The sequence below is a fragment of the Chitinilyticum aquatile DSM 21506 genome (assembly GCF_000430805.1).
Taxonomy (GTDB): domain Bacteria; phylum Pseudomonadota; class Gammaproteobacteria; order Burkholderiales; family Chitinibacteraceae; genus Chitinilyticum; species Chitinilyticum aquatile.
Window position 1 is genome coordinate 177,240 of the sequence record NZ_AUMS01000007.1, and the last position, 24,447, is coordinate 201,686.

Here is a 24,447-nt window from a genome sequence, read left to right on the forward strand (position 1 = left end):
TTCGTTGTGTTCAGTGGTGTTTATTGCGCTGCGGGCGCGGTGGCCTGCAGCGGGGCAATGCGGATATTGCTGGTGTCGGTGACGCCCCAGCGTACTTTCATGTGGTTGAAATCGCGCCGCTGCTGGCCGGAGAACTGCACCGCGGGCCGGAAATCGAGCCGCAGGTGCGCATCGCCCAGGTAGACGACTTCACCTTCCTTCAGGCTGAAGCGCGCGGTGACCGGCACATTGGCGTATTCGCGCCAGCGCATGCCGGCGCTTTCCATCATCCAGCTGCCGAACATGCGGGTGGTGACATAGTCGCCCGCCGGCAGCGCGACAACATTCAGGATGCCGTCACCATTCGGCTCGTCACCGGGAGCGACAATGCCGGCGGTGGAGGTATTGCCCCACAGCGTGTGGCGGCCGGCCGGGCCGGTGAATTCCAGTGCGGCATCCGGCAGCGAGGTGATGTTGTCGAAGCTCTTGAGCGTGACAGCAACCACGGCATAGGCCGTGCCGGGCGGCGGCACCAGCCTGCCCTCGCTCACCTGCGGCTTGAAGGCGGCGCAGCCGGCCAGAAAGGTGGCAGCCAGGGCGGCCAGCAGCAGGCGGATGGCGGCGATGCGTGTCATGGCTATTCTCCTTGTGCGTGCCGGGCGGCGATCCGGGTGATTTCGGCCTGCCAGAAGGCCTTCGTGTCATCCGGCAGCCAGCTGGCTTCGATGCTGTTGCGCACCAGCTGGATGATTTCAGCGGCGGTGAGCGCCAGCTTCTCGCGGCAGGCCAGCAGATTCTGGTTGAGGTAACCCCCAAAATACGCCGGGTCGTCGGAATTGACCATGGCGACAAGACCTGCGGCCAGCAGCTCGCGCAGGTTGTGTTTCGCCAGATCGTCCACCACGCAGAGCTTGAGGTTGGAGAGCGGGCACACAGTCAGCGGAATCCGCTCGGCCGCCAGGCGCGCTACCAGCGCCGGGTCTTCCGTGCAGCGCACGCCGTGGTCGATGCGGCGCGAGTTCAGCAGATCGAGCGCCTGCCAGATGTACTCCGCCGGGCCTTCTTCGCCCGCGTGGGCGACGGCCGGCAGGCCAAGCTCGGCACAGCGCGCGAAGAGCCGCGCGAATTTTTCCGGCGGGTTGCCGCGCTCGCCCGAATCCAGCCCCACGCCGTCGATGCGGTCGAGGTAGGGCATGGCCAGCTCCAGCGTGGCAAAGCCGTCTTCCTCGCTGAGGTGGCGCAGAAAGCACATGATCAGTTTCGAGGTGATGCCGAACTGATCCTCGGCCTGCCGCAGCGCACGCAGAATGCCGGAGAGCACGGTGGTGAATTCAACGCCGCGCGCGGTGTGCGTCTGCGGGTCGAAGAAAATTTCGGTGTGGACGATGTGATCGGCCTGCGCGCGCTTCAGATACGCCCAGGTGAGATCGTAGAAATCCTGCTCGGTGATCAGCACGCCGGCACCGGCGTAGTAGAGATCGAGGAAAGACTGCAGATCGGTAAAGTTGTACGCCGCGCGCACTTCCTCGACGCTGGCGTAAGGCAGCTCGATTTCATTGCGCTCGGCCAGCGCGAACATCATCTCCGGTTCCAGCGAACCCTCGATGTGCAGATGCAGCTCGGCTTTCGGCAGAGCGCGGATCAGCTGGTCCAGCGGATGTTCATTCATCATGGCAAAACCTTTTTAAGCACAGAGACACAGCGGCCCGAAGAAAGACGAGGCAAAGCAATACATCAACACCCATCAAGCCACAAGCAATCAAAAACAATGGCTGCAGCCACATACACAACAACACACCGTAGGGCGTGAAAATCCCGCAGGGATTTGCGCACCCTACTCGGCTACCAAATCCGTTGGGTTTCGCAGCGCTCAACCCAACCTACAGCCACCACTACCGCCCATGAGCACGCCCCGCCCTGAAGCCGCCGAGAAGCGCAGGTTTTTCGGGATCAGAAGGAGGACGTGTCTGAGGGGCGCAGCCCCGAGTTGTCCTCCTTCCCCGAAAAACCGAGCATCGCAGGGTAGCCGCCGCAGGCGGCCGGCTGACCGGGCTCGGCTTTGGGGTGAAGGGGGATTTGCCGAAACAAATCCCCCTTCCCGTCCGCCGGGCGGAACCGGCGTGTAAAACAATGCGCCGAAGGCGCTTAAATCCCATAAATGAAAACACGTCCGTACGAATACGCTTCGCTATTCGTAACTACGCGGGCTACAACACTAAATATCTGACAAATTACGTATGAGCAAATAACCAAGCTGCCGGGTATTATGGAAATTTCCGCTAACATTTACAATTGACATACCAATTTCTCTTGCAAGCAATCGACACGCCTGTTTTGTATTACTCTCAACCACACCATTTTTCTTAATTTCCACACTACCGTTTTCCAACTCACTTACTACAAATTCATTCCCAGCAACAATTTTTGCCACCGACCTAACCACTTTCAGTGGCCTCACCAAATTATTTTCAACCCTAGGCCGATGAACATTAACTATATACTTGCCGTCTTTCTCTTTGCCAAGAGCCTCTCTTAGCTCACCCCCTTCCAGATCTCTTAAAACCTCGATTTCCATTTCATCTGTATTAACCCGCAGAATCAAAAGGCGATCGAATTCATTGGCGGTATTGGCATTAACAGATACTTGTCCAGGTTGAGCTTTGGCGGTAGTTTTAACTGATATGCGCTGACCGTTTTTCCCTACAACATCGTGACCGCGTTGGTTAACTTCACTAGCCAACCGGCCATTCGTAAGCAGCGCAGCGTACAACTCACCAATTCGTCCAATCAGATGCCGTAACTCTGTCGCGGGAACATCAAATTCAAGCTCCTGCTCCAGCATCCCTAAATGGCTACCCAGAGACTGTATCAGCTGAATTTGAGTCATCCCCATACAACGCTTCTCGCATCTGTTATAAAGTCGAAACGGTAAAGGCGGATTAGAGCCTTCCGGCCTAACCCGCCCTACTTGTTTACTGGCAAGCCTCGCAATCCGGATTGTCGATCGAGCAGAACTTCGCATCGGTCGCCGGAGTGTTATCGATCACGGCGGCGGCGGCAATTGCGGCCTGCGCTGCAGTAGCTGCACTGTAGCCGCCATCCACCGGCACGGCGTTCAGCTCGCCGCCACGGCCGGTCGATTTCTCGGCGCTGGTGGCTGCCAGCGTGCGCAGGTAGTAGGTGGTTTTCAGGCCACGAATCCAGGCGTGCTTGTAGAGCTCGTCCAGACGCTTGCCCGAGGCACCGGCCATGTAGATGTTCAGCGATTGCGCCTGATCGAGCCACTTCTGGCGACGCGAGGCGGCTTCAACCAGCCATTTCGGGTCCATCTCGAAGGCGGTGGCGTACAGGTCGCGCAGATCCTGCGGGATGCGGTCGATCTTTTGCACCGAACCATCGAAATATTTCAGGTCGGACACCATCACTTCGTCCCACAGGCCGCGTTCCTTCAGGTCGCGCACCAGTTGTTCGTTGATGACGGTGAATTCGCCGGACAGGTTCGATTTCACGAACAGATTCTGGTAGGTCGGCTCGATCGAGGCATCCACACCGACGATGTTGGAAATCGTCGCGGTCGGGGCAATCGCCAGGCAGTTGGAATTGCGCATGCCGTATTCCTTGATGCGTTCGCGCAGTGCGTTCCAGTCCAGGCGCTCGGTGCGGTCGACTTCCAGATAGCCGCCGCGTTCCTGTGCCAGCAGGTCGAGCGAATCGTGCGGCAGGATGCCCTTGTCCCACAGCGAACCGCGGAAGGAGGCGTAGGTGCCGCGCTCCTGTGCCAGCTCGGTCGAGGCCCAGTAGGCGTGGTAGGCGATGGTTTCCATCGATACGTCGGCGAACTCGACGGCGGCTTCCGAGGCATACGGAATGCGCAGCGCGTGCAGGCAGTCCTGGAAGCCCATCAGGCCCAGGCCTACGGGGCGGTGACGCAGGTTGGAATTGCGCGCCTTGCGCACCGGGTAGAAGTTGATGTCGATGACGTTGTCGAGCATGCGCATCGCCACCTTCACGGTGCGGGCGATCTTCTCGCCATCGAGTTCAAGCACGCCATCCGCGTTTTTCTTCAGGTGGTTGGCCATGTTCACCGAGCCGAGGTTGCACACGGCAATCTCGTTCTCGTTGGTGTTCAGCGTGATCTCGGTACACAGGTTGGAGCTGTGCACCACGCCCATGTGCTGCTGCGGGCTGCGGATGTTGCACGGGTCCTTGAAGGTGATCCACGGGTGGCCGGTTTCGAACAGCATGGTGAGGATCTTGCGCCAGAGCGACAGCGCCGGGATTTTCTTCGAGACTTTCATCTCGCCGCGTTCGGCCTTGGCTTCGTAGCGCACATAGGCTTCTTCAAATGCCTTGCCGTACAGGTCGTGCAGATCGGGCGTCTCGGAGGGCGAGAACAGTGTCCAGTCGGCACCTTCCATCACGCGGCGCATGAACAGATCCGGAATCCAGTTCGCGGTGTTCATGTCGTGCGTGCGGCGGCGGTCGTCACCGGTGTTCTTGCGCAGCTCGAGGAATTCCTCGATGTCGGCGTGCCAGGTTTCCAGGTACGCACACACGGCGCCCTTGCGCTTGCCGCCCTGGTTGACCGCAACAGCGGTGTCGTTCACCACTTTCAGGAAGGGAACGATGCCTTGAGACTTGCCGTTGGTACCCTTGATGTGGCTGCCCAGCGCGCGCACCGGCGTCCAGTCATTGCCCAGACCACCGGCAAATTTCGACAGCAGCGCGTTTTCCTTCAGTGCTTCGTAGATGCCGTCCAGATCGTCGGCAACGGTGGTCAGATAGCAGCTGGAGAGCTGGCTGCGACGGGTGCCGGAATTGAAGAGCGTCGGTGTGGACGACATGAAGTCGAACGTGGACAGCACGTTGTAGAACTCGATGGCGCGGGTTTCGCGGTCGATTTCGTTCAGCGCCAGGCCCATGGCCACGCGCATGAAGAACACCTGCGGCAGCTCGATGCGGGTGCCGTCGATGTGCAGGAAATAGCGATCGAACAGGGTCTGCAGGCCCAGATAGCCGAACTGGTAATCGCGGGTGTAGTCGAGCGCGGCACCCAGCTTGGCCAGATCGTACTGCGCGAGCTTTTCGTCGAGCAGCTCGGCCTCGATGCCCTTCTTGATCAGCTTGGGGAAGGCTTCAGCGTAGCGGGTAGCCATGTCTTCATGGCTGGTTTCCTCGCCAAGCACTTCGGCGCGCAGCACGTCGAGCAGCAGGCGCGCAGTCACCTGGCTGTAGGCCGGGTCTTTTTCGATCTGCTGGCGGGCGGCCAGAATCACGGACTTGCTGACTTCGTCGGCGGAAACGCCGTTGTAGATGTTCTTCAGTGTTTCATTGAGGATGAGCTGCTGGTCGGTAATGCCGTCAAAGCCCTGGCAGGCTGAGGCGATCAGCGCCTTGAGACGGCCCAGATCGAGCGGACGCAGGTCGCCGTTTTCCAGCTTCACATTGATGGCGTGATGGACATCAGCGGCCTGGTCTTCGCCCTTGGCGTGACGATCCTGCGCACGTTGCTCGCGATAGAGCACGTAGGCACGCGCGACGTCATGTTCGCCGGAGCGCATCAGCGCCAGCTCGACCTGATCCTGCACGTCCTCGATGTGGATGGCGCCACCATCGGGCTTGCGGCGCATCAGTGCGCTCACTACGGCGTCGGTCAGGCGGCCGACCTGCTCGCGCACGGCAGCCGACGCGGCAGCATGGCTACCCTGTACGGCGATAAAGGCCTTGGTGACGGCGACGGCAATCTTGGAGGGCTCGAACGGCACCACCGCGCCATTGCGGCGGATGATCTTGTAGTCAGCGTAAGTGGTGGGCGTGGCCAGATCGGCGGCCGAGCGGCTCATGGATGCGCTCTCAAGCGTTGCGTACATGCAAGTTTCTCCAGCTGTGCATAAAGTGTGAATATTATGTGAAGAAACACAATATCTTGTGCTTCTCTCTTTAGGTTGACACAAATACTAGGGGGTTTCTGGCGCTGGTGCAAGCGAGGCCAAGTGTGATAAACGGCTTTTGACAGCGACAGAAAAAGCCGCATGTTGCGGCACAATTCATCAGCGCATGACGCTATCTGCCGCAAGCCAAGCAGTGATGCGGGTTATACCGGCATACCCGCCACCCCTCCCTGCTGCGCCCCAAGGCGGACACCTGCAGCCTTCTGTCGCCAAAGCTGCAACGTCACCGCCGGCGTTGGATTAAAACAACGGCAGAAAGCAGGGTGACAGAAGCTTACAGCGCAGCGAGTGCCGCAGCGCCAATGAAAAAGGCCACCCTGCAACAGGGTGGCCTGACTGGCGACTGTGCGGACGTTTTATTTCAGATGGCCCCGGATCAGCTGCAGCATCTGGCCAAAGACTTTCGGCGTGCCGCAGAGGATGTCACCGGATTCCATGAATTTTTCCTCGCCGTTCAGATCGGTAACGAGGCCGCCAGCCTCCTGCACGATCAGCGAACCGGCCGCGATATCGTGCGGCTTGAGGTCGAACTCGAAGAAACCGTCAAAGCGGCCGCAGGCCACCCAAGCCAGATCCAGCGAGGCCGCACCCGGACGGCGAACGCCACCGGCTTTCTGCGCCATGTCGCGGAAGATGTTCAGATAGGTTTCGAGGTTGTCGAAACGGGTGTAGGGGAAGCCGGTGCCGACGAGGGCATCGGAGAGCTCGCGCACCTTGGAAACGCGGATGCGGCGGTCGTTCAGGAAGGCGCCGACGCCACGGGTGGCGGTGAACAGGTCATTGTGGTTCGGGTCGTAGATCACGGCCTGCGTGATGACGCCCTTGTGTTCCAGCGCGATGGAAACGGCATATTGCGGAACGCCATGCAGGAAGTTGGTGGTGCCATCAAGCGGGTCGATGATCCACACGTAATCCGATTTGCCGCGGCTACCCGACTCCTCTGCTAGAATCGCGTGGCTCGGATACGCCTCGAGGATGGTTTCGATGATCGCGTTTTCCGCTGCGCGGTCAACTTCGGACACAAAATCATTGTGGCCTTTCTTCTCGGGTGTGATGTGGTCCAGATTGTTGGACGCACGCTGGATAATGGCAGCAGCGCGGCGAGCGGCGCGCACTGCGGTGTTCAGCATCGGATGCATGGCTATTTTCAACTTGAAAGAACTGATTTGGCCGCCATTCTACCTGCCCTTGCCTTTTGAATAAACTGGAACTTTTTAAAACGTGGATTCACCCGACCTGCCGGAAACCGGCCCCAGCACCGATTGCCTCAAACGCTTCCGCGTTGTTCTTTCCCACACCTCGCATCCCGGCAACATCGGCTCGGCCGCGCGCGCGATGAAAACCATGGGCCTGACCCGGCTTTATCTTGTCAACCCGGAAGACTTTCCTTCGGACGTCGCCGTGGCGCTCGCCTCCAGCGCCGACGACGTGCTCGATAACGCCATTGTCTGCTCCAGCGTCGAGGAAGCCCTCCGCGGTACGACCATGCAGGTGGCAATGACCGCGCGCCGCCGCGAGCTGACCCAGCCGCTGCAGACACCGCGGCAACTCGTCCCCGAGCTGCTGCAGGAAGCACACAGCGGTGGCGAGGTGGCGCTGCTCTTCGGTGCGGAAACCAGCGGGCTGACCATTGACGAAGTCCGCCTGTGCAACCGCCTGATCACCATTCCGACCAATCCCGATTATTCGAGCCTGAATCTGTCGCAGGCCGTGCAGGTGCTCACTTACGAAATCCGCTCGCAGCTGCTCGATGACGTGTCGCACCTCGAGAAAAAGGCGCCGCTCGCCAGCCATGAATATCTGGAGCTGTATTTCGAAAAGCTGGAAGAGGCACTGCTGAAGATCGGTTTCCTGAAACCCTACGCGCCCAAGCGCCTGATGCCGCGCCTGCGCCGTCTCTACCAGCGCGCCAGCCCCGAACAGGAAGAAGTGGATATCCTGCGCGGCATCCTGCGTGCCACGCTGGAATACGAGCGTGTTCCCGACGCATCGCAAACGCTGGCAGAAGCCGAACGCCGCCTGAAAGGCCAGTCCGGCAGCTAAGCGAAAACGAAGGGTATAGCCCTGCAGCGATTTCATCCAAATGGCTGCAGGGCTATACCCTCATTATTCATTACAGCTTGGAGAGCTGGTCGAGCAGCTTGCGCCAGACCAGCACCAGCAGCAGCAGCACCGCCGCCAGTGCGACCGAGGTCCAGATCAGGTGCGGCATCTTGCTGTCGCGCCGGGCTTCGGCTGCGGCCAGCACACTCTGGCGATACCCCTCGTAATCACTGATGCGGCAGCCCGTTTCGCCCAGCTGCAGCGCAGCCGCGCCCAGCTGGCTGCGTTCCGCCGGCAGCAGGCCGTAATCACAGAACTGCTTTTCGAAGAAGGCCGGATTGCTGGTGTGCGGCAGCAGCAGGCGAGCCCCCGCTGCCGACGGAATGCTGCAATCGCTTTCCGGACAGCTCGCCCAGACGGCATCCCAGGTCGCCTGGGCCTTGTAGCCGCTGAAGGTCAGGCGACGGGCAAAATGGCGCTGGAAACGCTTGCGGGCTGCCTCGGTTTCGTCCGGCGCGGTTCCCGGCATGGCCTTGTGATACGGCAGCTCCTGCGGCAGCAGCGCCGGTGGCGGCTCGCGCAGCGCGGCAACGGCGCGGGTCACGCCAAGGATCAGCAAGACGGCCAGCACCACCAGCACGATACTGGCACCAAGCAGGCCATAGCCCTGGACACCCAGTTGGCGGATGCGCTGGAAAAAGCCGACGTCAGAAGCAGAAGAACGTGATGGCATTGCAGGTGGTATCCGTGTCAGGGGGACAGCGAGTATCCCATAAGCGTTGTGGACTGATCATGACGCGACTTCGCGTGCAGCCCCGCTGCGGCAGGGCCGCGACAGCCCGTCCGGTTCAGGCGGCTTTCTCGCCGCCGAATTCTTCAAAGGCCAGCAGTGCTTCGGCCGCCGTCATCAGGCTGGGGCCGCCGCCCATGTAGACCGCCACTTGCAGCATTTCCAGAAACTCGGCACGGCTGACCCCCAGCTTCACGCAGGCCTTGGCATGAAAACCGAGGCAGCCGTTGCAACGGGCCGAGATGGCAATCGCCATCGCCATGAGCTCCTTGTTCTTTTTCGACAGCGCGCCGTCCGCATGCGTCGCCAGCGCGGTAGCCTGGAAGCCGTTGTAGGTGTCCGGAATCTCTTTGGCAAACTCGCGCAGCTTGGATGAAATGTCCGCCACCAGCGGCTTGAATTCGGTTGTCATGCTCTTGCTCCATTCTGGGCGGGGTGCTGGAACACACCCTGCGATCGCCTTTTCCACGGCAAAGCCGGAAAAATGCACAAAAAAAACACTGCCACGGATTGCGCCGGGCCGGCCAATGAAAAAGGCCGGTTACCCGGCCCGGCCATTTCCCGCCTGCGGCAGAAACGGCATGGGTGGCAGGCTGTTTTGCCTGCCGCTTAACGTTGTCAGGTTTTCGGCAGCGTCACACCAACCTGGCCCTGGTACTTGCCGCCACGATCGCGGTAGCTGGTTTCGCAGACGTCATCTTCATCAGCCTCGAAGAACAGCACCTGCGCCACGCCTTCGTTGGCGTAGATCTTGGCCGGCAGCGGCGTGGTGTTGGAAAATTCCAGCGTCACATAGCCTTCCCACTCCGGCTCGAAGGGGGTCACGTTCACGATGATGCCGCAGCGCGCGTAGGTGGATTTGCCCAGGCACACGGTGAGCGCATTGCGCGGAATGCGGAAATATTCGACGGTGCGCGCTAAGGCGAAGGAATTCGGCGGGATGATGCAGTAGCCCTTGCCGGAGACATTCACAAAGCTGTTCTCGTCGAAATTCTTCGGGTCGACAATGGTGGAGTTCAGGTTGGTGAACACCTTGAACTCGTCCGCGCAGCGGATGTCGTAACCGTAGCTGGACGTACCGTAGGAAACGATGCGCTCGCCGTTGACTTCCTTGACCTGGCCGGGAATGAAGGGCTCGATCATGCCGTGATCGATGGCCATGCGGCGGATCCATTTATCGGACTTGATGCTCATGCTGTCACATCCCTGAAAAACTGTTGATCGAAATTTCCCGTATTGTAACCACCTGACGCCCTCCCCGCACTTGCCGCAAAGAAGACAATTGCCGACAATCAAATGAGGGTGCGAGCGACACCCGCCAACAAAGGAGAATCCATGACGCAGGAAACCTGTCCGGCCATCACGCTGCCCACCACCAGCGCGGGCACCTTCGACCCGTCACAGCTGCGGGGCCGGCATTTTGTGTTGTATTTTTACCCCAAGGACAGCACGCCGGGCTGCACGACCGAGGGCGGCGACTTCCGCGACCGCCATGCCGCGTTCCTGGCAGCAGACTGCGAGGTCTTCGGCGTATCGCGCGATTCGATCAAGTCGCACGAGAACTTCAAGTGCAAGCAGGAATACCCGTTCGAACTGATCAGTGACCCGGAAGAAGCGCTGTGTGAAGCCTTCGGCGTGATGAAGCTGAAAAACATGTACGGCAAGCAGGTGCGCGGCATCGAGCGCAGCACCTTTGTCATCGACCGCGAGGGGCGGATCGTCAGGGAGTGGCGTGGCGTGAAGGTCCCCGGCCACGCGGAGGAAGTACTGGCGTTTGTTCAGACGCTGAAATAAATGAAGGCGACCCCCGGTCGCCTTTTTGTTTGTCCGCACACATCAAAACAGCAAGGAGATTGTCATGGCAGCCCGCAAACGCAAATCCCCGGTAGAAACCAAGTTTTTCGTGCTGGACACCAACGTGCTGATGCACGACCCCACCTCGATTTACCGCTTCCAGGAACACGACATCTTCCTGCCGATGATGACGCTGGAAGAACTCGACAACAACAAGAAAGGCATGAGCGAAGTCTCGCGCAATGCCCGCCAGGCCAGCCGCTTCATGGAAGAGCTGATTGCCGGCAAGGAGCATTCGCTGCATGACGGCGTGCCGCTGGAAGAAGCCAGCCGCGGCCAGGCTACCGGCTCGCTCTTCCTGCAGACCGAAGCAATTACCAGTGTGCTGCCCGCGCAATTGCCGATGGGCAAGGCCGACAACCAGATTCTCGGCGTGGTGCATCACCTGCAGCAGATGTGGCCCAAGCGCCAGGTGATCCTGGTGTCGAAAGACATCAACATGCGCATCAAGGCGCGTGCGATGGGGCTGGCGGCGGAAGACTACTTCAACGACAAGGTACTGGAAGACACCGACCTGCTCTACACCGGCATGCGCGAAATCGACCAGGCCTTCTGGGAGAAAAACGGCAAGGACCTGCAGAGCTGGCAGGAAGGCGGCCGCAGCTACTGGCGCATCAAGGGTGGCGACGTCCCCGACCTGCACCCGAACCAGCTGCTGTATCAGGGTGGCGACACCCCGCTGCAGGCCCGCGTGATCAGCGTCGAGGGCAAGACCGCCACCATCGAAAGCCTGAAAGACTACAGCCACAGCAAGAACGCGATCTGGGGCATCACCGCGCGCAACCGTGAACAGAATTTCGCGCTCAACCTGCTGATGAACCCGGATATCGACTTCGTCTCGCTGCTGGGCCAGGCCGGCACTGGCAAGACGCTGCTCACACTGGCGGCAGGCCTGTGCCAGACCCTGGAATCGAAAATCTACAGCGAAATCATCATGACCCGCGTCACCGTGCCGGTGGGCGAGGACATCGGCTTCCTGCCCGGCACCGAGGAAGAAAAGATGCTGCCGTGGATGGGCGCGCTGGAGGACAACCTGGATGTGCTCAACAAGACCGACAATGAAGCCGGCGACTGGGGCCGCGCCGCCACGCGCGACCTGATCCGCAGTCGCATCAAGGTCAAGTCGCTCAATTTCATGCGCGGGCGTACCTTCCTCAACAAGTTTCTCATCATCGACGAAGCACAGAACCTGACGCCCAAGCAGATGAAAACGCTGATCACCCGCGCCGGCCCCGGTACCAAGGTAGTGTGCCTGGGCAACATCAGCCAGATCGATACGCCCTACCTGACGGAAGGATCTTCCGGCCTGACCTTTGTGGTGGACCGCTTCAAGTTCTGGGATCACTCCGGGCACATCACGCTGACGCGCGGCGAACGCTCGCGGCTGGCCGACTACGCGGCCGAGGTGCTGTAGGACTCAGGTATACAGCCACAGCCATTTACGAGAAACACCTACACAGCAATACCCGGATATGTACCAGATCCGGGTATTGTTTTTGCACAGATCATGTTCGCTTCACCAGCGCGATCAGCCCCGGACAATATAGTTCTCCTGGATGATTGAGCTTTGCACCGGCACTTTCTATAACACACTGTGTTACACAAACAGAAAGGAAGTGCCATGTTTTTGCGTACACGAAGCAAACTGATTTTGATGGGAAGCATCCCGGCACTGGCCCTGCTGTTTTTTGCCGTAACGGCGGTGCAGGAAAAACGCGAACAGCTGACTGAGGTCAGCAGGCTGGAAAACCTGGTACAGCTGTCGGTCAAAATCGGTGAACTTGGCCACGAGTTGCAAAAAGAACGTGGCCTGAGTGCCGGCTACATCAGCAGCAAGGGCAGCAGCAATGCCACTGAGCTGCCCCTGCAACGCCAGCAGACGGATCTGAAAGTAGCCAGCCTGCAAGCAGCTCTGGACGGGTTCGATGCCGGAGTGTTTGGCAGCAAACTGCAGGACGCGCTGGCAACTGCAAAAAAAGACCTGCAGGACATGGCGCGCACCCGTGCCGCGATCACGGCCCAGCAAGTGGCGGCCCCGGAGTCGGCCGCCTATTACACCCGAACGATCGGTCATCTGTTCGATGTGCCGGCCATGGTATCCACACTGAGCAGTAATGGCGAGATTGCAAGGCTGAGCGCGGCCTACTCCGGCTTGCTGCAAGCCAAGGAGCGCGCCGGCCGGGAGCGCGCCATGCTGACTTCGGTCTTCACCCTCAAACAGTTCAGCCCAGCCACGCTGGATGCCTTCTTGCAAAACCTTTCAGCCCAGCAGGTTTATTTCGATGAGTTCAGACACTACGCCACTGCGGAACAGGAAGCGTTGCTCGCACAGATGGACCGGGGCAGTGCCACGGATGAAACGCAGCGTTTGCGTCAGCTGGCCATAGCCGGCATCAATCAGCCTGTCATTGATGCTGATCCCGCGGCCTGGTTTCAGGCAGCCACAGGCCGTATCGAACAACTGAAAAAAGTGGAAAGCCAGCTCGCAACGGACCTGCTCGGTCGCCAGGAGCAACTGCGCAGCACGGCCGCAACAAGCATGCAGAACTACCTTGCCATTACTGTCGCCACTCTGCTGCTCACTGTATTACTACTCGTCCTGATTACCCGCAACATCCTGCGCCAGCTTGGTGGCGAGCCTGATGACGCCGCGCGCATCACGCACAATATTGCCGCCGGGCGCCTTGACAACCCGATCCAGTTGCGCCGGGGCGACAACAGCAGCCTGCTGGCCTCGATCAAGACCATGCAGGAACAATTGCTGGAGCGTCTCAACCGCGACAAAGCATGTGCGGACGAAAACCTGCGCATCCGCATTGCACTCGACAATGTCAGTACCGGTGTCATGATCGCGGATGTAAACCGCACGATCATTTATGCCAATACGGCAGTCCGGCACATCCTGAAAGACGCGGAGGCCGACATCCGTCGCGTATTGCCCACCTTCAATGCCGATCAGCTGGTTGGTCAGAACATCGACCAGTTCCATCAGCGCCCGCAAAAGCAGGCAGACCTGCTGGCCAACCTGAAGCAGTCGTACACGGCCGATCTTGCAGTTGGCGTGCGGCGCATGCAGGTGATTGCCAATCCGGTCATCAACTCCGCCGGCGAGCGGCTGGGCTCGGTGGCCGAATGGCGCGACCGCACTGCCGAACTGGCGGCAGCCGAGCGCGAAGCCGCTCTGGCGGCAGACAACCTGCGCGTGCGTATTGCGCTCGACAATGTGAGTACCGGAGCGATGATCGTCGATAACGAGCGCAACATCGTTTATGCCAACAAGGCCGTCTGTCGCATGCTGCAGTACGCGGAAAATGCCATCCGTACACAGATTCCGAGCTTCAACGCCCATGAGCTGCTCGGAACAAATATCGACAGCTTCCACAAGAACCCGGCGCACCAGGCAAAACTGCTGGCCGAGTTTACCCAGTCCTACACCTCGTCACTGGTCATCGGCGGCAGAAGCATGACGGTTACCGCCAATCCGGTCATCAACGAACATGGCGAGCGCATGGGGGCCGTGGCCGAATGGGTGGATCGTACGGCCGAAGTACAGATCGAACGCGAAGTGGAGAACCTGATTCTGGCGGCCGGGGCCGGCAATTTTGACGCGCGCCTCGATCTGGCCGGCAAGGAAGGCTTCTACCGCACCATTTCGACTGCGCTGAACCAGTTGTCACACACCGTGGCAACCGGCCTGAATGCGGTAGGCGCTGTACTCAAGGCCGTCACCGAGGGTGACCTCACCCGCACGGTTGATGGCGAGTATCAAGGCTTGATCGGGGAGTTGCAGGATCATACTAACGGAACCATCAGGCACCTGCGTGAAGTGGTTGCCGAAATCCAGCAGGCTGCCAGCCAGATCAATGTGGCAGCCAAAGAGATCGCCGCCGGCAATTCGGATCTCTCCAACCGCACCGAAGAGCAAGCCAGCAGTCTTGAAGAAACGTCCAGTTCAATGGAAGAACTCAACGGTACGGTCAGGCAGAATGCCAGCAATGCCGAACAGGCAAACCGTCTTGCGCGCAATAGCAACGATATTGCCAGCAGCAGCGGTCAGATCGTGCAGGGTATCGTCCAGACAATGCAGGGTATTGCCGAAAGCAGTGGCAAGATTGCCGATATCATCAGCGTGATTGACGGCATCGCGTTTCAGACCAACATCCTGGCGCTCAATGCAGCCGTTGAGGCTGCGCGAGCAGGCGAACAGGGACGCGGCTTTGCCGTTGTCGCCAGTGAAGTCCGCAATCTGGCACTGCGCAGTGCCACTGCGGCCAAGGAAATCAAGGATTTGATCAACGAATCGGGCAGCAAGGTTGATGCGGGTGCGAAACAGGTCAACCAGGCCGGGGAGTCGATGCACAGCCTGGTAAGCAGCTTCGATCAGCTGGCGCGCCTCGTCACGGAAATTGCCAGCGCCTGTCGCGAGCAGAGCATCGGTATCGAGCAGGTTACCCAGGCAGTAGGTCAAATCGACGAAATCACCCAGCATAATGCAGCACTGGTCGAAGAAGCCGCAGCCGCAGCGGAGAGCCTGCAGGAGCAGGCCGAACGGCTCGTGGCCTCCGTCGCGATTTTCCGGCTCGATGCACGAGCGGGAACAACACGCCTCTTGAATTGAACGAGCGGGAAATGGGCTGATACATAAGCCTGTATCAGCCCAGAACCGTCAATTTAAAATGGCTACAGTCTTATACCCCAAATAAAACTGCCACTCACGCGACCAATTCTTCTTGCCTGCGCCAACACGGCACACATGGCAATACGATCAGGCGAGGCCATAATGTTTCAGCCAGAGGACGTTCAGGCTGTCTTCCACCCGGCCACATAAGCCGGAGGCTCCTGGCGGCAATCATCGGCGGGAACGGGAGCGCCCTGCACGGTGGCCAGTGGCAGCACGCCGGTCCACACCGCAATCTCCAGATCCTTCTCATCGTCCTGCGGCCCGCCCGTGCGCACCTTGGCGGCCGCCTCGGCCAGCGAAATCCGCAGGACAATGGTTGCACCCAGCTCCTGCGGGCTACCGCGTCGCGCTTCATTTTCGCGCCCCGGGGCCAGATGGTGCATGAAGGCATCCAGCGCCGCCGACTTGGCCTCCTCGCCCTCTACCTTTTCAAAGACGCCGTAAATCACTGCGGAGCGGTAATTCATCGAGTGATTGAACGCCGAGCGCGCCAGCACCAGCCCGTCGAGGTGGCTGACCGCGATGCTGACTTCCGCACCACCAGCCAGCCGTTTCATCAGGCGGCTGCCATTGGAGCCATGAATATACAGATGCTCGCCTTCGCGCCAGTAGGCCATCGGCAGGCAATGCACCCCGCCCGCCTCGTCGGTAAAGGCGATGTGGCACAGATAGCCATCATCCAGAATCGCATGCAGCGTGGCACGCTGGTAATCGGCATTGTCTGGGATGCGGCGGATACGGGTACGCGGAGTCGGTGCGCTGCTCATGATGATATTCCGGCAAATGGGTGAGGACGTCAGCATAGCCAGCCAGGTGGTTCCAGCATAAGATCCACTAGCCGCAAATATTCAGGAACCACTACATGGATTACGCGCTACTGCTCGACCCGCACGGCAATCACTCCAGGCAGCAGCAGCTCTACCTTGGCCTGCGTGCAGCCATTCTGGATGGCCGGCTGGCAGGGGGCACACGCCTGCCAGCCAGCCGCGAGCTGGCGGGCGAGTTGCGCATCGCGCGCAATGCCGTGGTTTATGCCTACGAACAGCTCGCCAGCGAAGGACTGGTGCACGCATCCGCACGTGGTACTGTCGTCGCCCCGCTGAACCGCCCGGGGCAGTTGCAGCCCGCCGCTCACACCGCAGCACAGCAGCTGTCGCAACGCGGTGGTGCCTTCCGCACGCCCTTTGCCGAACCAGAGCCGGCCAGCGCCTTCACCCCCGGCGTACCGGCACTCGGTGACTTCCCGCTGGCCCGCTGGCAAAAACGGCTGGCCAGGGCATGGCGCTGCGCCGATGCCGCCACGATTGGCTATGGCCCGGCGGCGGGCGAACCGGCGCTGCGCGAAGCAATCGCCAGCCATCTGCGCAGCACGCGCGGCGTGCGCTGCGACACCGCGCAACTCTTCATTACCGACGGCACACAGCACGGACTGGATCTGTGTGCACGACTGTTTGCCGATGCCGGCAACACGGCCTGGATCGAAAATCCCGGCTACCACGGTGCACTGAATGCCTGGCGCACCGCGCAACTGGAGGTACGAGGCATTGCGGTCGACGAGCACGGCCTCCGCCCGCTGGCCGCCGACTGGCAACAGCACCCGCCCCGGCTGATCTACGTGACGCCCTCGCACCAGTACCCGCTGGGCAGCGTGCTGTCGCTGGAGCGCCGCCTGCAGCTGATTGCCGACGCCCGCGCGCATGGCACGCTGATCATCGAGGATGACTACGACAGCGAATTCCGCCGCGACGGCCCGCCGCTGCCAGCCATGCAGGGGCTGGAAGCCGATGCCCCGGTGGTGTATCTGGGCACCTTCAGCAAGACGCTGTTTCCGGCACTGCGCATCGGCTTCATGATTGTGCCCGCGGCATTGGTGGTTCAGGTCGAGGCCGCGCTGGCGCAATGCCAGCCGCGCGGCCGGCAGATCGAACAGCGCGCGCTGGCCGGATTTATCCGCGACGGCGAATTTCTCACCCACCTGCGCCGCATGCGCAAACTCTACAGCGAACGCCGCGATGCCATGCTCGCCGCCATCCACCGCCATTTCGGCGAGCTGGCCGAAGTCTGTGGCGGCTCGTCCGGCATCCACCTCGCCATTCGCATTCCCGCCAGCATTCCCGATTCGCTCATCAGCCAGCAGGCCCGCGCCGCCGGACTGATCGCCCGCCCCTTGAGCGCCTACCGCATTGGCAACGAACCGGACAGCGCCAGCAACGGCTTCATTCTCGGCTACGCACAGGTACCGGCTGACGAGATGGACGGACAGATCGCCATGCTGGCGCAGCTGGTGCGCCAGCACGCCAGCAGGCTTGGTGATATGCCTCATATACCCAGCGGGGATCGGGCGCCCAACCATTTCAAATAAAGGGCCACAGATCAATACCCCAAAACTCCCGACAATGAAGCACCTGTCAGGCCGCACACCATCCGGATAAAATAGACCGAAGCAGCATGCACACGTCTTCGCAAGCACTTCCATCAGCCCCGTGCGCACGATTGACAGCCGGCGCCAGCCTGCTTAGGCTGGCTTGCACGAAACGTGCAGCTATACACCACTCCAACCGACAGGCCACCGAGGATTCCATGCCCGCCCGATCAGTCCAGTCCCTGCTTGAAGATCTGCGCCTGATATCCGAAGACAGCTACGCCCTGGTCGAAGCCGTGCGCGACCTGGTGCGCGCGACGCTGCCGGACATCAGCGAGGAAGTGAAATACGGCGGCATCCTGTTTTCCTCCGGCAGCGTGCAATTCGGCGGCGTGTTCGCCTACACGCAGCACGTCTCGGTGGAATTCGGTGCGGGCGCCGCGATCAGCGACCCGCACGGCCTGCTCGAAGGCAGCGGCAAGGGGCGCAGGCATATCAAACTGCGGACACAGGATGATATCAGGGCGAAAAGGCTGGCCGAATATCTGCCGCTGGCGCTGGCTGCGGCCGGATAAGCGACCCGCTCGCGGCTTGCCCCCGGATTCGAGCAAAATCACACGTGACTGAGAGCAGCCACGCGGGCTCAGTGTTACAGGCGAATCATGCCTGCGCGCTCCGGCTGCCAGGTGACACCGAGCACCACCACCTTCACCTGCCCGCCGCCGGGCGCCGGCCAGTCGATTTCCTGCCCGGCCGAGAGGCCAAGTATCGCGGCGCCTACCGGCGCCAGCACCGATACCTTGTGCGGGTTGTTGTCCATTTCGTCCGGATAGCAGAGCGTGAGCTCGAACTCCCGCCCGCCGGGAATGATCTGGAAGCGCACAATGGAGCGCATCGTTACCACATCGGGCGGCATGTCTTCGGGATCGACCACCTGCGCGCGTGCCAGCTCGTTTTCCAGCGCCACGGCGGTAGCGTAGACACTTTCGGGGGCATCATCGAGTACCCGATAAAGACGCTCAAGATCGACAGTGGAAACAGTAATGGGTGGAAGATTCGTCATGACAGGACTCCAATCGTAAAACAGCAGAGCAGCATGGGGCGCCGCGTGCCTGGTGTCGAAAAACAGGAGCACCAACTGCATCGTGCGGCGGGCAGAACACGGCACATCTCGCCAGCTGAAAAAGCGATGTGCCTAAAACCTTGCTGCGGCGATTTGAACGTCATTCCGGCAAAAGCAGGAATCCAGTGGTTTCGGTTAATAGATGCTGTCTGGATACCGGCTTTCGCCGGTATGAGGAAGCGGCCCGTTCACACTGCTGCGAAACAATCAACGCAGGCAACACGCTTTCGGGGTGTAGCCAAAAAGTCACTTACTTCTGCTTTGCATGCTTTTTGACCGGTGTGCCGAAAAACCCGTTATGGGCGTCATTCCAGCAACCTCGCAGCATATATCCGCTGCAGATTACCCGTTCTGCCTACCGGTGACAAAGTCCGCGGTAACGGCTTTGCGCACCGGGGCAGACCAAGCCATCAGTGCACGGAACCACGCAATTGCAGCAACACGGCCAGCACGCTCATTGCCTGCAGGCGGGCGTTGTCGGCCAGCAACCACAGCTGCAGCGTGCGGCCATCAGCGCTGACGTCGACATTGCCAACCCACACCTTGTCGGCGCCGATAACGTCCTGTGTGCTGACCACCTGGCCTTCGGGCAGCAGCAGCAGGCCCTCGTTGGCGGCAAGCGCGGCACGCACCGCTGCCGCATCGCTTGCACTTTCCAGGCGCACGGTGAGCGCGGCACTCATGCCGTAAAACACCGGCATGTGGATGATCTGCAGCGTAGCGAGCTGCAGGCCGTTCGCCAGCCGAGCCAACTGGGTATCCATGCCGGCACGCAGGCTGGCGCTGGTTTCGGGCAGCAGGTTGAAGGCGATGCGCTTGCTGAAGACCTTCTGCGAGAGTTCGCCATGCGCAAAGAGGCCGCGCACCTGCTCGGAAAGCTCATCCACGCCAGCTTGGCCGGCAGCCGATACCGGCAGGAACACGCTGGCAGAGGCGGCTTCGATCACGCTGCCCAGTTGCTGCAGCGCCTGCAGCGGGCGGGCCAGCAACAGCGCGGCCATGTGCGGCAGCGCCAGCAGACGCCCCTTGCTCCCGCTCGCGGCCTCAGCGCCGGAATGGCTGGCATCGACCACTGTCAGGCCGGCGGCCAGCGCCTGCGGAATGGCTTTGGCGGACAAAGGTGCATCGGCAAGGAACAGCAGCAGGTCGACTTCTTCGAAATCGAAATCGGCCAGACCCATCACCGGCCACGCTTCGTCGCCATGTTCCAGCAGACTGCCATCGTCTTCTGCCGCCAGCGGGTACAGGGCGGTCACCGCCAGGCCACTATCGGCCAGCAATTCGAGAAAAGTGGGTGTCGCGCCAATCAGCGCCAGTTTCAGGCCAGCCATGGGCACTCTCCATTGCATTCGGTAAAACGTCATTGTACCAGCCGCGTCAAGCCTGCCTGCAGTAGCCGATCAGCTTTGTCTTGCACAAGTGCCAGCGGATCACTAAGGTATGCGGCTGACATGCCAACCTGCACAATAGTGCAATACCCTTCGACCCATTGCCACGCAGCCATTTGATCGCAAAAGCCTTAGCAGGATACCCATTCATTCATGCCCCGCTATACCTTTGACCTTGCCGACGAGCAGGCCTCGACGCTGATCGGAACCCTGCAACTGGATCGCTGGTGGGCGCTTTTCTTTGGCTTGATTCTGGCCCCGATACTCTATGTAGCCACACCGACGATGGTGGCGATGGAAGGCAGTGCCCACAGCAGCGGGCGGCTCCTTGCCATCGTGATCGGAGCGTATTCACTGAGCCGGGCGCTGGTCTGCCACATGGCCAGTATTGATGCCGGTGGCTGGATCTGGGCGGCGATGGCGTGCAGCGTACCGGTCTGGCTGCTGGCGCTGCTGCTGCTTCTGCTCAGTGCCCATTCATTGCTGTCGTTCGCCAGCGCGTTATGTGTGCTGATGATGCTTTTCGGCCCCTGCCTTCTCATTATTCCCCAGGGACTGCGCATCCTGCACCGGGCCGACTGACGCAACAGCGCGATGCCCTTTGCGCGGCAAGGCTTGACAACACCATCCGCAAAATAGAACATTTGTTCTACAAAATACGAAAGCCTGATCCATGCGCCCTCGCCTTAATCTGATCCTGCTCGGTGTGCAGGATGTTGCCCGCAGTGCCGCCTTTTTCCAAGCACTGGGCTGGCCGCAGGCTGCCAGCAGCCATCCCGGCTTCGTAAAAATCGATCTGGGCGGCGTCGTACTTGCCCTTCAGGAACGCACGGCATTTGCGCAGGATGCAAATCAGGCCAATCCGGAGGGCAGCGGGTTTGCGGGATTTGCACTGGCGTACATCGCCCGGCATCCAGCCGAGGTGGCCGAAGTACTGCAGCAAGCGGCGGAACATGGCGGAACCATCGTCAAGCCGGCAAGCACCAGCGCGTGGGGCGTGGCCGGCTACTTCCGTGACCCCGACGGGCATCTTTTCGAAGTGTGCTACGAGGACGGCTGGATTTTCGACGAAGCCGACAATCTGGTGGTTTAAGCCATTTCTGGAACAGGGCCGGCAGCGCCGCGACATCCCGATCAGCACCACGGTCGCATCAATGGTCTGCCAACTCCTTGCCGGGCACTAGTATTTCCAGCCTTCCGCCGGCCAGTTTCCAGGCAGAGCCTTGTCCTGCAAGGCTGCCGGCAGCGCCCAGCGCACCAGCCACCGGTCGCTGAGCGCATACAGAAACCTCCCGTCCGGCGAGAAAGCCAGTCCCCGCAGATAGCCATTCCCGATTCCCGCCGGCAATTGCAGATTGAGCGGGCTGGTCCCCTTGGCGACATCCCACAGTCCGAAGCGGTTATTGAACTTGCCATCCCACTCCTGCCCCAGCGCCAGCAGGCGGCCGTTGGCCGAGCGGGCCATGACCGGCATCACATTGCCAGGCTGATCCAGTGCGGCTGAAAAACGGATTTTACCCTGCCGGGTATCCACGATATACGCCCCCCAGCCACGCCCGCTTTTGCCGTCTGCATAGGTCATGTCTCGCAGCCACGGCCGGGCAATCCAGCCGGCATCCGGGGCGGCCAGCGCCGACGGGGTCCAGTAGCTGCTGTGTGCATCCTGCGGCAGGGGAATGCTGCGCAGCGTCTTGCCACTGGCGAGATCCAGCTCGGCCAGCCCCCAGTCATCGGCAGCCCACTCGCTGGCAGTAAGGTGCCCATACACGGGCTGAAGCTTGCCCACGCCTTCCCGGCCGGAAAAATTCGCGCGCAGGGTCTTGGCTAGCAGCTGCTGCGGCTCGCCCTCGGGGCGCCACTGGCTGATTTGGTAATCCGGTACCGCGTCATAGAATCGCGGCAGTTGCGCGCTATCGAGCTGCCACATAAACCAGTTTCCATCATCCCCTGGCATGGCCTGGCTGAACACCTCGCCACTTTGCAGATCGTAGCGCTGCATATATAGCGTTTCGCGGGTGCGGGCACTGAACCAGAGGGTTCTGCCATCGCGCGCCAGCGCCAGCCTGAAACTGCTCTCCTTCGGGATCTGCCACAGCTGCTGGCTCTGCACGCCGCTGCTACTAAAACGATGGCGGTACACAGTACTGACATGCGACGAATCTGAATCTGCAGCGGTCGCGCGGCGGGTCTCGGCCAGCAGCAGATCACTGTCTGGAAGTACCAGCAAGGCTGAAGGGCTGGCATTCTTGTTACCCCAGTCAAAGCCCTCGCCGACCAGCGCTACCGCCGCAGCGGACGCGGCAGGCACTTCGCGATAATCGGGCAAAGGCGCAGCGGCCGCGGGCTTAGCCCAGTAGAGCGGCGAATCAGCAACCAGGGTATCGGCTGGCAACGCAGCCAGCAGGCGCGACAGACTGGCATAGGGCACTACCCTATAAGACAAACGTGCTGACTTGCCACAGCCTCCCATCATGCAGAGCTCAATCTTGAACGGGTTGTAGTCCGGGTTGCGGTTGCTGTCCTCGCGGCTGAGCGTCACTGCGGTATAGCTTGCCCCCAGCAAGCGGCTGACATCGTAGATCCGGATGGTTTCGCTGCGTATCTGGTCTCCGGAGCGCGAGCGCTGCTCCAGACTGGCCTGCCACACGGTTTGCGGGCTGCGCAGTTCGGCTGCGGCCCTGGCGGCCGGAACCCGAAGCACACTGCCTTGCAATTGCTGCACCCGGCGCTGATTGAGCGCCTCAAGATCAGCCGGCAGGATGGCGCCGCTGGCAAGCCCTTTCTGCCAGTACGGATCAAGCCGCGCGTCGCTGACTTCGGGCAGGATTTCGGCATGATGCGAAAGATACAAGCCCCACCAGCGATCACCCTCAGCCAGATCCCTTCCGCCAAACCCGGCTTGACTATCCAGCAGGACGGCGGTGGTTTCCTGCAACCTGAATCCTTCGCGCTTGAGTACCCCGGCAAGGCGGGCCTGCACATCACTTGCCGGCAAGGGCACCAGCAACACCGCCTGTGTGGCTCGCTCCGGCCTGCCACGACGGCCTGCCGGCACGGACCAGTGCAGCAAGGGTTCAGCGTTTTGGGCTGCGACGGGTTCCCAGTTTGCACTGGCGGGCCCGCTTTCGCTGGGGCGGCTGGCAAGCGGCATGGCCTGTGCCGGGATGCACAGGACCAAAAGACTAGCAAGGGCGAACTGAATGACGCGCATTTCTTTTCCGGGGCTGACATATTTGGCTCATCATGCCACGGAAAAACATCACAACTCTGCCAATTTCCGTCAGCTCGCCCACTGAACTCCGGGCGCGCAGAAAATGCGCTGCGTGTGCTCTGCAGCGGCCAGAGCGTTACCTCGAGCCGCGTTCAGGCACACGTACGCCACTCAGCCACAGCCGGGGCGATGGCATCGAGGCGATCAAAAATCTGCAGGCCGGGTACCGGCAACTGCACGCCGCTCAGCCCAGCTCCGCCCGCCCAGATGGTCACCGACGCGGCCAGCGCCTGCCGCAGGCCCAGCAAGGCGATGGAGGCGTCGGTGGGGGTGCAGTTGGCGCTGAAGGACAGCACCAGAATGTCGACGCCATAGCGTTCGCTGGCACGCAGGATTTCCTCGAACGGCATTTCCACGCCAAAGGACACGCATTCGCAGCCATTTAGGCGCAGCAGGCCTTCAACCATCAGCAGCCCAAGGCTGTGCGCCTCGCCCGGGATGGTGGTGAGCATCACGCGCGGGGCCTGCCGCGTCGCCGGCAGCCGCCCGATCTCCTCGCGCAGCACGACCTTGATGGCCTCGGTATAGAGGTGCTCCTGATGCACGGCCAGTTCGCCGCGCGCCCAGGCCTCGCCCACCGCAATACTGATGGGAGCCATGGCCTGCAGCAGAAAACCTGCCAGCCCTTGTCGCTGCAACTGCAGACGCAGGTAAGCGCGCACGGCCTCGGCATCGCTGCCGCGCAGGTGCGCCAGCAAGGGCTCGGCACCGCTAGCCGCTGCGTTCTTTTGGGGGGGCACAGCCAGCTTAACCCACTCGGCTTCCAGCTCGGGCAGCGGCAGGCCGACCAGCTTGCGCGGCCGGCCGCCGTGATCGATCAGCTGGCGCAGCAGCTTCAGCGTGGCAACATCGTCCGGGGTATAGCTGCGGTCGCCATGCTCATCGCGGCCTGGCTGCGGATACCCATAGCGACGCTCCCACTGGCGCAGCAATTCCTTGCTCACGCCGGTATCGCGTTCAACGTCGGCAATCGTATAGCGGAGTAATCGGGCTTCGTTCATCATT

Annotated in this window: 21 protein-coding genes; 8 read left to right on the forward strand and 13 right to left on the reverse strand. The window is 60.9% G+C overall.

Annotated elements, in window-relative coordinates; genetic code table 11:
* Nucleotides 1–20 precede the first annotated feature (20 nt).
* The 5 genes from H559_RS0106070 to H559_RS0106090 all read right to left on the reverse strand — a co-directional run bounded on the left by H559_RS0106070 (nt 21) and on the right by H559_RS0106090 (nt 7,069).
* On the reverse strand, nt 21–614 hold the full coding sequence (locus tag H559_RS0106070; RefSeq protein WP_028451964.1) for a hypothetical protein: 594 nt from the start codon (nt 612–614) through the stop codon (nt 21–23).
* A gap of 2 nt (nt 615–616) precedes the next feature.
* Complete coding sequence (locus H559_RS0106075; protein WP_373277341.1) at nt 617–1,651, reverse strand: adenosine deaminase; 1,035 nt, start codon at nt 1,649–1,651, stop codon at nt 617–619.
* 543 nt (nt 1,652–2,194) lie between these two features.
* Nucleotides 2,195–2,872, reverse strand: coding sequence for a DUF6998 domain-containing protein (locus H559_RS0106080; RefSeq protein WP_028451966.1), 678 nt, complete (start codon nt 2,870–2,872; stop codon nt 2,195–2,197).
* 79 nt (nt 2,873–2,951) lie between these two features.
* Complete coding sequence (locus H559_RS0106085) at nt 2,952–5,849, reverse strand: ribonucleoside-diphosphate reductase subunit alpha (RefSeq protein ID WP_028451967.1); 2,898 nt, start codon at nt 5,847–5,849, stop codon at nt 2,952–2,954.
* Between the two features lie 437 nt (nt 5,850–6,286).
* Nucleotides 6,287–7,069, reverse strand: a complete 783-nt coding sequence (locus H559_RS0106090) for an inositol monophosphatase family protein (RefSeq protein ID WP_028451968.1) — start codon at nt 7,067–7,069, stop codon at nt 6,287–6,289.
* Nucleotides 7,070–7,151: 82 nt separating this feature from the next.
* Between H559_RS0106090 and H559_RS19190 the strand changes: the two genes are divergently transcribed.
* Entirely contained in the window at nt 7,152–7,973 is an 822-nt protein-coding gene (locus tag H559_RS19190; protein ID WP_051278988.1) for an RNA methyltransferase, read from the forward strand.
* Between the two features lie 70 nt (nt 7,974–8,043).
* Here H559_RS19190 and H559_RS0106110 read toward each other — a convergent pair whose 3' ends face one another.
* The 3 genes from H559_RS0106110 to dcd form a co-directional block, all read right to left on the reverse strand.
* A complete protein-coding gene (locus tag H559_RS0106110) occupies nt 8,044–8,706 on the reverse strand; it encodes a hypothetical protein (RefSeq protein ID WP_028451970.1) in 663 nt (220 codons plus the stop codon).
* A gap of 115 nt (nt 8,707–8,821) precedes the next feature.
* Complete coding sequence (locus tag H559_RS0106115; RefSeq protein ID WP_028451971.1) at nt 8,822–9,175, reverse strand: carboxymuconolactone decarboxylase family protein; 354 nt, start codon at nt 9,173–9,175, stop codon at nt 8,822–8,824.
* A gap of 206 nt (nt 9,176–9,381) precedes the next feature.
* Nucleotides 9,382–9,957, reverse strand: coding sequence for a dCTP deaminase (dcd, locus tag H559_RS0106120; protein WP_028451972.1), 576 nt, complete (start codon nt 9,955–9,957; stop codon nt 9,382–9,384).
* A 141-nt stretch (nt 9,958–10,098) separates the two neighbouring features.
* Here dcd and H559_RS0106125 point away from each other — a divergent pair, with 141 nt between their 5' ends.
* The 3 genes from H559_RS0106125 to H559_RS21520 all read left to right on the forward strand — a co-directional run bounded on the left by H559_RS0106125 (nt 10,099) and on the right by H559_RS21520 (nt 15,235).
* Entirely contained in the window at nt 10,099–10,557 is a 459-nt protein-coding gene (locus H559_RS0106125; protein ID WP_028451973.1) for a peroxiredoxin, read from the forward strand.
* A 64-nt stretch (nt 10,558–10,621) separates the two neighbouring features.
* Entirely contained in the window at nt 10,622–12,031 is a 1,410-nt protein-coding gene (locus tag H559_RS0106130) for a PhoH family protein (protein ID WP_028451974.1), read from the forward strand.
* Nucleotides 12,032–12,271: 240 nt separating this feature from the next.
* Complete coding sequence (locus tag H559_RS21520) at nt 12,272–15,235, forward strand: nitrate- and nitrite sensing domain-containing protein (protein ID WP_162143299.1); 2,964 nt, start codon at nt 12,272–12,274, stop codon at nt 15,233–15,235.
* 182 nt (nt 15,236–15,417) lie between these two features.
* Here the strand turns inward: H559_RS21520 and H559_RS0106140 are convergent, their stop codons facing one another.
* On the reverse strand, nt 15,418–16,065 hold the full coding sequence (locus H559_RS0106140; protein WP_028451975.1) for a pyridoxamine 5'-phosphate oxidase family protein: 648 nt from the start codon (nt 16,063–16,065) through the stop codon (nt 15,418–15,420).
* A gap of 95 nt (nt 16,066–16,160) precedes the next feature.
* Here H559_RS0106140 and pdxR point away from each other — a divergent pair, with 95 nt between their 5' ends.
* Entirely contained in the window at nt 16,161–17,660 is a 1,500-nt protein-coding gene (gene pdxR, locus H559_RS19200) for a MocR-like pyridoxine biosynthesis transcription factor PdxR (protein ID WP_051278990.1), read from the forward strand.
* Between the two features lie 218 nt (nt 17,661–17,878).
* Nucleotides 17,879–18,235 (forward strand): DUF1801 domain-containing protein, encoded by a 357-nt coding sequence (locus tag H559_RS0106150; RefSeq protein ID WP_028451976.1) that lies wholly within the window; start codon nt 17,879–17,881, stop codon nt 18,233–18,235.
* 74 nt (nt 18,236–18,309) lie between these two features.
* Here H559_RS0106150 and rnk read toward each other — a convergent pair whose 3' ends face one another.
* Together rnk and H559_RS0106160 are read right to left on the reverse strand one after the other, a co-directional pair.
* Nucleotides 18,310–18,723: a nucleoside diphosphate kinase regulator gene (gene rnk, locus H559_RS0106155; RefSeq protein ID WP_028451977.1), complete on the reverse strand. Its 414-nt coding sequence runs from the start codon at nt 18,721–18,723 to the stop codon at nt 18,310–18,312.
* A gap of 470 nt (nt 18,724–19,193) precedes the next feature.
* Nucleotides 19,194–20,114 (reverse strand): Asd/ArgC dimerization domain-containing protein, encoded by a 921-nt coding sequence (locus H559_RS0106160; RefSeq protein WP_028451978.1) that lies wholly within the window; start codon nt 20,112–20,114, stop codon nt 19,194–19,196.
* Nucleotides 20,115–20,324: 210 nt separating this feature from the next.
* Between H559_RS0106160 and H559_RS0106165 the strand changes: the two genes are divergently transcribed.
* Both H559_RS0106165 and H559_RS0106170 read left to right on the forward strand, forming a co-directional pair.
* Nucleotides 20,325–20,753, forward strand: a complete 429-nt coding sequence (locus H559_RS0106165; RefSeq protein ID WP_028451979.1) for a hypothetical protein — start codon at nt 20,325–20,327, stop codon at nt 20,751–20,753.
* A gap of 91 nt (nt 20,754–20,844) precedes the next feature.
* Nucleotides 20,845–21,264 carry a VOC family protein gene (locus H559_RS0106170; RefSeq protein ID WP_028451980.1) on the forward strand — a complete coding sequence of 140 codons (420 nt, stop codon included), beginning with the start codon at nt 20,845–20,847 and terminating at the stop codon, nt 21,262–21,264.
* Between the two features lie 87 nt (nt 21,265–21,351).
* Here H559_RS0106170 and H559_RS0106175 read toward each other — a convergent pair whose 3' ends face one another.
* Both H559_RS0106175 and H559_RS0106180 read right to left on the reverse strand, forming a co-directional pair.
* Nucleotides 21,352–23,382: a hypothetical protein gene (locus H559_RS0106175; protein ID WP_028451981.1), complete on the reverse strand. Its 2,031-nt coding sequence runs from the start codon at nt 23,380–23,382 to the stop codon at nt 21,352–21,354.
* A 152-nt stretch (nt 23,383–23,534) separates the two neighbouring features.
* Complete coding sequence (locus H559_RS0106180) at nt 23,535–24,446, reverse strand: MerR family transcriptional regulator (RefSeq protein WP_051278991.1); 912 nt, start codon at nt 24,444–24,446, stop codon at nt 23,535–23,537.
* Nucleotide 24,447: the final 1 nt, after the last annotated feature.